Here is an 8,771-nt window from a genome sequence, read left to right on the forward strand (position 1 = left end):
GACGCGTTCCAGCGGGATGTGATACCGGGCCGACAGCGCGGCGACGAGCGCCTCGAGGCTGGCCATCTGCGCGGCGGTCGGCTGCTCCCGGTTGAAGTGGCCGACCAGGCAGATCCCGATCCCTTGCTCGTTGAACTCCGGATGCTCCGCCACGCGGCAGTGGGCGCCGGTGCGCTGTTCGAGCCAGCGCGGCGTCGGCGTGATCTCGCCGTCGCGCGTCCCCTCCGCGCGGCCGTTGTTAATCACGAAGTGATATCCCGAGTCGGTCGTGTGTAGCGTCTCGCGGTGCCAGCGGTCGATCGCCTCCAGCGTCGCGGATCGCGTCGCCGAGTGGTGGATAATGATGTACTTCCATTCCCGCGGGAGTGCCATGCCGTCGGGACGGATGACCGACTCCAGCGAGGCGTCCTGGGGCTCCTCGGGGCCGCTAGTTTCGCGGTCGCGTTTCGGCATGGCCGCCCAGCAGACCAGCCCGACCGTCCCCATCGCCGCGAGGAGCGTCAGCCAGACGGCTGCCATCCGGCCGAGGTTCATCCGTCTGGTTTCATCCGGTTTCAGATGGTGCGGCACGTCGGTCATCGGACACCGCGGGGAACGTGACCGCCCGCTTCCGCCCTTCGACCCTGCTCAGGGCGGCCCGAGCATGGTCGAGAGGCCGCGGGCGGCTCGAACGGCGTGACGTTTAGCCGCGAGCCGAAGGCGAGCGCGGCGGTCGGCTCCCAAGGCGAGCCGCAGCCAGAAGGGCAGGCACTGGACACGGGCTCCGGGGCTGCCGATAATGTCGGCGCTTCGGTTTCAGCCCGCCGGCGGAGGCACGCTCGGAGGCGGCCTGAGAAGACCTGCGGGGGATGTCCCCGAGAGAGCGGAGAATTTTTCGGTTCCCCGCTCGTACTACTGTAGGGCAGGCCCGACTTCAGCCGACAATAGATGGGGACCATGCGGGCGCGATGGAAGACGATTCTGGCGGTGGCGGTCGGCTTGGGCGCCTGGGGCGCCGCGGGCACGGACTCCCTTCGCGCCGGCGAACCCCTGTCACCCGTCGAACTCCACGAGACGGCCGCCTCGCGCGTCTGCCTCGTCACGGCCCGGAACGGCCTGGGTCTGGCTCGCGGCTATGCCACAGGTTTTCTCATCGGCGACGGGCGTTTCGTCCTGACGGACCTGGCGACGCTCGTTCAGCCGGGCGTCGTCCGGGCGGAGGTCCGCTTCGAGGACGGGACAACCCGCACGGCTCGCCGGTTCGGGTTTGCGGAAAGCGTCCTGGGCGTGGCAGCCATCGCGCTCGATGGCGACGAGCCGCTTCGGCCAGGCTTTGTCCTCGCGGCTGAGGAATCGCCCGTTGATGGTTCGGTCGCGGTCACCTCGGCCGGTTGGGAGTGGGGTGCGACGCTCAAACTGGCCAAGGGGCGCCTCGTCGCCGGCAAGGCCGCCTCGGCCCTTGCCGCCGAGGTCGGCTGTGAGCCGCCCGCCGCCCAGCAGGCCTTCATGAGCGTCAACGGCGTCGTCGTCGTCGGCGCGAGCGGATCGCCCGTTCTCGACGGCCAGGGAAACGCCGTCGGCATCTGGCTCGCCATCGCCGGCAAGAGCGGACCGATCGACGTGGTGGTGCCGGTCCCGGCTGTTCGCCGGGCGCTTCTGTCGGCCAAGCCGGAACTCAAGGACTTCGCCGACCTTCCGGCATCCTTCTGGCCGGCACGCGTTCAGCGGATGACGGGCGAGACGCCCTCGCCGGCCGCGCTTGCCCAGACCGTCCGCAGCATCCGCGCGCAGGTCGTGTGCAAGAAATGCAAGGGCGCGGGCACGATCATCGTGACGCGCGTCGTCGGCGGGCGCAGGGTTGGGGGGATGGTTCAAGCGGACGTCCGGCGCGATCGGGAGACGTGCCCCGACTGCGGCGGCGAAGGAACGGTCATGGACGATTCCGCCTACAAGGTGTTGACGCTTCTGGCGGACCAGGCCCTTCGCATCTCGCTCGACGCCGGCGTCGAGGAACGGGCGCGGGAGGCGGCTCGTGCGAACGTTGTCAACGTCCTCGAGGCCATGGGCAAGTTGACCGGCCAATCACGCCGCGCGTTCATCGACGCGGCCGTCAAGGGATTGGACGGAGGCGCCGGCGACTCGCCGAGAGGGTTCGTCATCTATGCCCAGGTTCGGGAAACCCTCAAGGGCCCGGACGGCGACTACGTGGTTTTCGCCCCATTTCACTCGTCCCGGTTGCTCGCCGCCCGCAAGGACGGCTTGAGCGTGCTCTCCGGCGACGGGCAGGATCCGCCGGCCGGGCAGGGTCCCCCGGTTCTGAGTTATGGCCGTTGGGTCGTTCTGGCGGTTGTGGCCGAGGGGGCTTTCAACCTGGAGGGCAGGAAAGTTGTTTTCGTCCGCCCCGCCGCCTGGGTGCCCGGGCCGTCGCTGGGACCGTCCCCGTCGCGAGAGAGGCCTCCGGGCAAATCGGACCCGGGCAGGTCGCCACGCCGCGAGGGTGGCGCCCCGGGCTTCTTCGGTCTCTGACGGGTTCGCCGCCCGCCTTGGCGGGCGCTGCCGAGCCGCCGCCGTAAGGCGGCGGTCACGTTCGCCGCCGTGGCACATCCCAGGGCGGGGGACATCACCGCGACCTTACGGCCGCGGCTCGAAGGGCGACGGCGCAAACCGGGCGGCGAACCAGGGGAAACCCGCCGCGCAAAGTGGTGTTGCAACCTTAGGTAAATGACCATGGTCCATACGGACATTGGCCGGGCCAAGGCCCAGGCGCGCCGTAGCGTTTCGGTCGCGCTGGCGAATTTGACGCCCGGCCGCCGCCGGTCCGCCGGCTTGGCCGTTGCGCGGCGACTCGCCCGACTCCAGGCCGTGCGGAGGGCGCGGACGTTGATGGTTTTTCTTTCGCTCCCGACCGAGATCGACACCTGGCCGATCATCCGCTGGGCCTGGACCGAAGGCAAACGCGTGGCCGTCCCGCGCGTCGAGCCCCCTCTCGCCGGACACGGGACGGACCTGGCGGCGCACGAGATCGTCCCGGTGGTCCTGGAACCGGCCGACGTCGCCGGCCTGGCGGACCACCCAGCCGTCCGGCCCGGCGCGCTGGGGATCCTTGAGGTCCCGGATGCCCCGGCGATGCCCGTGGCTGAGATCGATATTGTCCTCGCGCCGTGCCAGGCGCTCGACCGGGCCGGTAACCGCCTCGGCAAGGGCGGAGGGTTCTACGACCGGTTCCTCGCCCGGCCGGACTTGCGGGCCGGCGTCATCGCCGTCGCGTTTCAGGAACAGGTGCTCGACGAGGTGCCCGTGACGGGAAACGACCGCCGCGTCGCGATGATCGTCACCGATGCCGAGACGATTTCCATCAGCACGGCAGGTTCGCCGCCCCGCTTGTCGAAGCGCGGCGGAGACCCGCCGTAGCCCAAAGGGCGAAGGCTGGGCGGGGCGCTGGCCGTTCCCGAGCGCGGGGCAAGCCCCGCGGCGAACCCGATAGAACGGAAGGAGCCTATAGTACCATGACTACGCTGGGTCGCACTATTGTGACGGTTCTGGTGGTTGGAGTTCTGGTCGGGGCCACGGCGGTGGCGGCCCATTTCCTCTGGCCGAGGACGCCCGAGCAGATGAAGCCCGTTGTCATCGAGACGCCCGTCGGTGCGCCGCCGCCCCCCGCGAATTTGCCGGCACCGCGCCAAATGCCTGTGCCGCCGGCCCCCGCGCCGCTTGCTCCCGCCCCCGGGCCGGTCGCGCCCTCGCCGGCGCCGGTGCCCGCGGGTCCCGGCGAAGCGGTGGCCGACGAGGGGCTCGCCCTCTTCGCCGCCGGACGCATCGTCGAGGCCCAGAAACGCCTCAGCGAGGCCCTCCGCGCGGGGGTGGGCGGCGCCAGGGCCAAGGCCGTCCGCGACGCGCTCGGCCGGTGCAGCGAACGCCTCCAGTTCTCGCGGCAGGCGGGGGTTCCCGCAGATCCCTACTCGAAGACCTATGTCGTCGCCTCCGGCGACATGCTGACGACCATCGGCCAGAAATTCCTCGTTCCCTACGAACTCCTCATGCGCGTCAACGGCCTCACGTCGACCGTCATCTACGCCGACCAGCCGCTCAAGGTCCTCCAGGGTCCGATTCACGTCGAGGTCCTCAAGAGTGCGTACGAACTGCGGGTCTGGCTCGGCGACGTGTGCCTCGCCGTCTATCCCGTCGGCCTGGGCGCCGGCAACTCGACGCCCGAGGGCACCTTCCTCGTCGAGAAGAAACTCAAAAATCCGCCGTACCAGCCCCAGCACAAGCCGCCCAGCGAGTTCCGCCCCGGCGGGCATCCGGAGAATCCTCTCGGCACGCGCTGGATCGACATCGGCAACCACTACGGCATCCACGGGACGATCGATCCCGCGAGCATCGGCGGGAACGTCTCCGAAGGCTGCATCCGCATGCACAACCGCGACGTCGAGATGCTTTACGACCTGCTGGTCCCCGGCGTCAGCAAGGTGACGATACGGCCCTAAGAGGCTGTTTCATAACCCCCCTCTCCCTTGATGGGAGAGGGGCAGGGGTGAGGGTGAGTGCCGCACAGCAACCTTAATTTCCCCTCACCCTACCCTCTCCCACAGGGGGGAGAGGGAGAACAAAAGCATGTTTTCAAATGAGCACAACAGCCCCTAAAGGCTGTTTTGACACGCCGGCCGCTCGTATAGTAGAGAGGAGGAGCGTGCAGTTTTTCCACGCTCCGGCGAAGGCGGGTGCGACGCCTTGACCACCCTCACCAACTATCTGCCGTATTTCGAGGTGATGGCCCGCATCGAGGCCGTCCGTGGCCGAATCCGCACCTTGCGTTTCACCGAAGGCTTCTTCTCCTTCATGACCGTCTTCTGCGGCGCTATCCTGGGCGTCACGCTCGTCCAGGGGTTCCTGCGTTTCGGTCCGGCCGGCCGGCTCGCGCTGCTGCTGGTCGGCGCGGGCGCGATTCTGTGGGCGTTCTGGCGGCACATCCTCAGCCCGCTTCGCCGAGAGCCGAATCCGAAAGAGGTCGCCCGCTTCATCGAGATTCGCCTGCCGCAACTCGGCAACAGTCTCATCAACACGCTCCTCCTGACGGAGCGGGCGTCGGAGTGGTCGCCCGTTCTGGTGCAGATGGCCGTCAGCGAGGCGGCCGCGGGCGTCGTCGGCGTCGACCTTCTTCAGGCCACCAGCACCCGCCGCGCCAAACGCCGGGCCGCCGCCGCGGCCGCCGCCGCCCTCGCCCTCGCCGTCTTCATCGCCTTGGCCGCACCGCGCTTCCTCTCCGCCGGCCTCCAGGTCCTCCTGCCGTTCGACAAAGGCATCCCCTCCGCCGGCGCCGTAAGCATCCTCTCCGTCGCGCCCGGCACGGTCGAATGGACCAAGGGCGAACCGATGGACATCGAGGCCGCGATCGCCGACCCCCACGGCCGGTCGTACGACGGCTCCGTCGAGATCCGCGAAGAGGGCGGAGCGACCTTGCGCCGCACCCTCACGCGCGCGGGCGAACGCCTCGACCGCTTCACCTACCGCGTGCCCCAGGTCGTCCGCCCGTTCGACTACCGGCTGAACGTCGGCGGCTCCGAGAGCCGGCGGTTCACCGTCACCCTCCGCGAGCCGCCACTCATCGAGACGATTGACCTCCGCTACATTTATCCCGACTACACCGGCCTCGAACCGCAGGCCGTCACGGACACGGGCGGCGAAATCCGCTGCCTCGTCGGCACCCGCGTCGAGATGACCGTCCGCGCGAGCGCCCCCGTCGCGGGCGCGAGCCTCCTGTTCGGCAACGGCGAGGCCCTCAAGTGCCTCCCCGCGAGCGAGGGCCGGTCCTTGGCCGCTCGCTTCACCGTCCTCGCGGACGACGTCTACCAGATTCGTCTCGAAGACCACGGGCCGGACCGTGCGGCCGTCGTGTACCGCATCGTCGCGCTCGAGGACGAGCCGCCCGCCGTCGTCTTCACGCTTCCGCAGGGCGACGTCGTCGCCTCGCCCGGCGAAACCGTCACGATGAGCCTCAAGGCCGCCGACCGCTTCGGCCTCGCCGACGTCCGCCTCTTCGCTCAGGCCGACACCGAGCCCCAGCCCGTAACCGTCCAGGTCTGGCGCAAGTTCGCCGACCCCAAGGACGCCATTTTGGACTACGCCTTTCTTGTGGACCCCGCGAAGTACCGCCCGGGCCAGACGATCACCTGCTGGGCCGAGGCCCGCGACCGCCGAACCTACCAGGGCGGCCGGACGCCCCAGGGACCGAACGTCACGGCCACCGCGAAGTTCAGGATCCTCATCCAGGACAAAAAAGCCGCCGCCGGGGAGAAAATCCGGCAACTCACGCTCCTTTTCGAGCGGCTGCGCGAGATCCTGAAGGCCCAGGAAACCGCCCGCGCGACTCTCGAAACCGTCGGCCAGCAAAAGTCGCTCGACGCGGTCCGTGCCGTCGGCGCCGGCCTGACCCAGGCCCAGCGCGCCATCCGCGACTCAACCGTTGCCGTCACGCGCGAAGTCGCTTTCGACGCCGAGACGATGCCCATCCAGGTGACGCTGGAGGCGCTGTCGGCGAACGAGATGGCCTCGGCCGTCACGAAGGCCGCCGCCTTGGCTGCCCCCGGCGCGGAGGCCCGCTTGGCGGACCTCGCGCCCCTGGCTGGCGCCCTCGCCGCCGACCAGGACGCCGTCATCGCCGTCCTCCGCCGGATCCTCGACATCCTCCCGCGCCTTGCCGATGCCGTCCGCGCCGACCAGAACCGCCTCGCCCCCGCGGACCTGCCGCCCGACGCGCAGGCGAAACTGGCGGCCCTCCGGGACCGCCTCAAGGAATTCATCGACCAGCAGAAGAAAGTCATCGAGGCCACCAAGGAACTCGCCAAGCGACCCGTGGACGACTTCACCGAGGCCGACCAGAGGGACCTTAAGAAACTCGAGGCCGTCGAGGACCAGTGGGACAAGTTCCTCGAGGTCAAGACCGACGTCGAAATGGCCGAGGACGCCCTCTCCAAGAAGGCCATGGACATCGTCGTCCCGCTCGAGGAACTCGGCATGGAAGCCGCCCAGGAAATCGTCGAGAACCTCGAACGCTGGCTCCCCGACCAGCCCGACCGCGCCGCCTGGAAACAGGAAGAGGCGCTCGGCGACGTCGAGATTCCCCATGCCGAACTCCCCGCCGAGATGGAAGACCTCGTCGGCGACCTCCTGGAACAGGAAGAGGACCTCTTCCAGGAGATCGAGGACACCACGAGCGCCGCCGCCGACTCCGCCGACAAGGGCGCCGGCTGGGACGCCATGGACGGGCCCATCTCCAACTATTCCGCCAAAGGCGTCACCGGCAACGCTCTCCCGAATACGAGCGAGGTCGGCGGACGCAGCGGCGAGGGCCGGACGGGGAAATCAAGCGGCGAGTTCGTCGAAGAAGACGCCACCGGCAAAGGCGGCCGGCGAACGCCCACCCGCCTCTCGCCCGACGCCTTCAGCCGGGGCGAAGTGAACGACTCTAGCGCGGAAGCCCCGACCGGCGCGACGGGCGGCGGAAAAATCTCCGGCGCAGGCTCCGAAGGGCTCGAAGGCCCCGTCCCCCCCGAACTGGCGCGCCGCATGGGCGGCCTCGCCAAGAAACAGGCCCAACTCCGCAACAAGGCCGAGGGCGTCAAGGCGGGTCTGGAGGTCCGCAACTACCAGTCCTTCGCCTTGGGCGAAGCCGTCGAGGCCATGCGGCGGGTCCAGCGGGACCTCCTGGCCGGCCGATACCAGAACGCCCTGCGCCAGCGCGACGTGGTGCTGGAGAATCTGAAGAGTACGAAGATGCTGCTCGGGGGCGAGGTCCGCATCCGCACCGACACCTCGACCGCCCTGCCGACCGAGGTCCAGGACGAACTCCTCGACGCCCTCGAAAAACCCATGCCCCGCGGCTACGAAGACTACCTGAAACGCTACTACGAACGCCTCAGCCAGGGCAGGTGAGTGGCAACGCGGAACGCGGGGCAGGCACCGACGCCCGCGCGCCTATTTAGCCGGCGGGCTTGCCCGCCGCGTTTCGCCGGCCCGCTTCCGCCGTCGCCAAGGCTATGGCGGACAGGCACGGCCAGAATCCATAGTCACACCCGAACGGCGACCCTCGCCTCTCAACACTCTTCCATTGCATGAAACGGCGTGTATAATACTTGGCCCGTGAGCAACGGCCGGGCCAGGTTTTAAGCCTTTGCGCGGTGGGTCTCCGCACCCACCGCGCCATAAGACAGGATTCCGCGGCGGGTACGGAGACCCGCCGCGCACGAAAATCGTTAGGCCAGGAAGGGGCGACGACGTGTTTCGACCACAGATTAAGGTTCTCGATTGCACGATCCGCGACGGCGGCACTGCCCCGCCCGCTCGTCTCGCTTGAACTTCTGAAAATGGAGGAGGGCCGCCGTGGCCGTAACTCACAATCGCCGCAGAACGTCGACGCCCGCGGAGGCTGTCGAGGAATCCCTGGTTGCCGAGAAGTATGCCCACAAACTCATCCGCACCCTGCGTATCCGGCTGGACGACCGGCCGGGCACGTTCGCCGACGTCAGCATGGCCATCGGCCGCCGCGGAGGGCTCCTGGGCGATATTCGCCGAGTCGCTATCGACTCCCACTCCGTCGTCCGCGAGGTGACCCTCTACATCGACAGCGTCGGGCATCTCGATGAGATTCTCGACGATGTGGCCAAACTTTCCGGCATCACGGTCGAACGAGTGACGGACGACGTTCTCGAGTTGCACCGTGGCGGCAAACTCCGCCTCGCGGCCATCCCGGAGATCCGCACGCTCCAGGACCTCCAGATGATCTACACCCCCGG

Annotated in this window: 6 protein-coding genes; 5 read left to right on the forward strand and 1 reads right to left on the reverse strand. The window is 68.7% G+C overall.

All coding sequences use genetic code 11. The features are described from left to right. Positions 1-579: peptidoglycan recognition family protein (locus tag NTX40_11095; GenBank protein MCX5649620.1), on the reverse strand; the 579-nt coding region annotated here is incomplete at its 3' end. A gap of 357 nt (positions 580-936) precedes the next feature. On the opposite strand from NTX40_11095, the gene NTX40_11100 reads away from it, so the two are divergent. From NTX40_11100 to NTX40_11120, 5 genes are all read left to right on the forward strand, one after another. Then, complete coding sequence (locus tag NTX40_11100; GenBank protein MCX5649621.1) at positions 937-2,505, forward strand: trypsin-like peptidase domain-containing protein; 1,569 nt, start codon at positions 937-939, stop codon at positions 2,503-2,505. A 201-nt stretch (positions 2,506-2,706) separates the two neighbouring features. Further along, on the forward strand, positions 2,707-3,390 hold the full coding sequence (locus NTX40_11105; protein MCX5649622.1) for a 5-formyltetrahydrofolate cyclo-ligase: 684 nt from the start codon (positions 2,707-2,709) through the stop codon (positions 3,388-3,390). A 95-nt stretch (positions 3,391-3,485) separates the two neighbouring features. Next, positions 3,486-4,466, forward strand: coding sequence for a L,D-transpeptidase family protein (locus NTX40_11110; protein ID MCX5649623.1), 981 nt, complete (start codon positions 3,486-3,488; stop codon positions 4,464-4,466). Between the two features lie 244 nt (positions 4,467-4,710). Continuing rightward, positions 4,711-7,911 carry a hypothetical protein gene (locus NTX40_11115; protein MCX5649624.1) on the forward strand — a complete coding sequence of 1,067 codons (3,201 nt, stop codon included), beginning with the start codon at positions 4,711-4,713 and terminating at the stop codon, positions 7,909-7,911. A 447-nt stretch (positions 7,912-8,358) separates the two neighbouring features. Beyond that, the coding region (locus NTX40_11120; protein MCX5649625.1) for a hypothetical protein at positions 8,359-8,771 on the forward strand (413 nt) is incomplete at its 3' end.

It is taken from the genome of Planctomycetota bacterium, assembly GCA_026387035.1.
Lineage (GTDB): Bacteria > Planctomycetota > Phycisphaerae > FEN-1346 > FEN-1346 > JAPLMM01.

What these genes read in the sequence shown, in the direction of transcription:
- NTX40_11100 (MCX5649621.1), top strand. Translation starts at nt 937, where the DNA reads ATGCGGGCGCGATGGAAGACGATTCTGGCGGTGGCGGTCGGCTTGGGC.
- NTX40_11105 (MCX5649622.1), top strand. Translation starts at nt 2,707, where the DNA reads ATGGTCCATACGGACATTGGCCGGGCCAAGGCCCAGGCGCGCCGTAGC.
- NTX40_11110 (MCX5649623.1), top strand. Translation starts at nt 3,486, where the DNA reads ATGACTACGCTGGGTCGCACTATTGTGACGGTTCTGGTGGTTGGAGTT.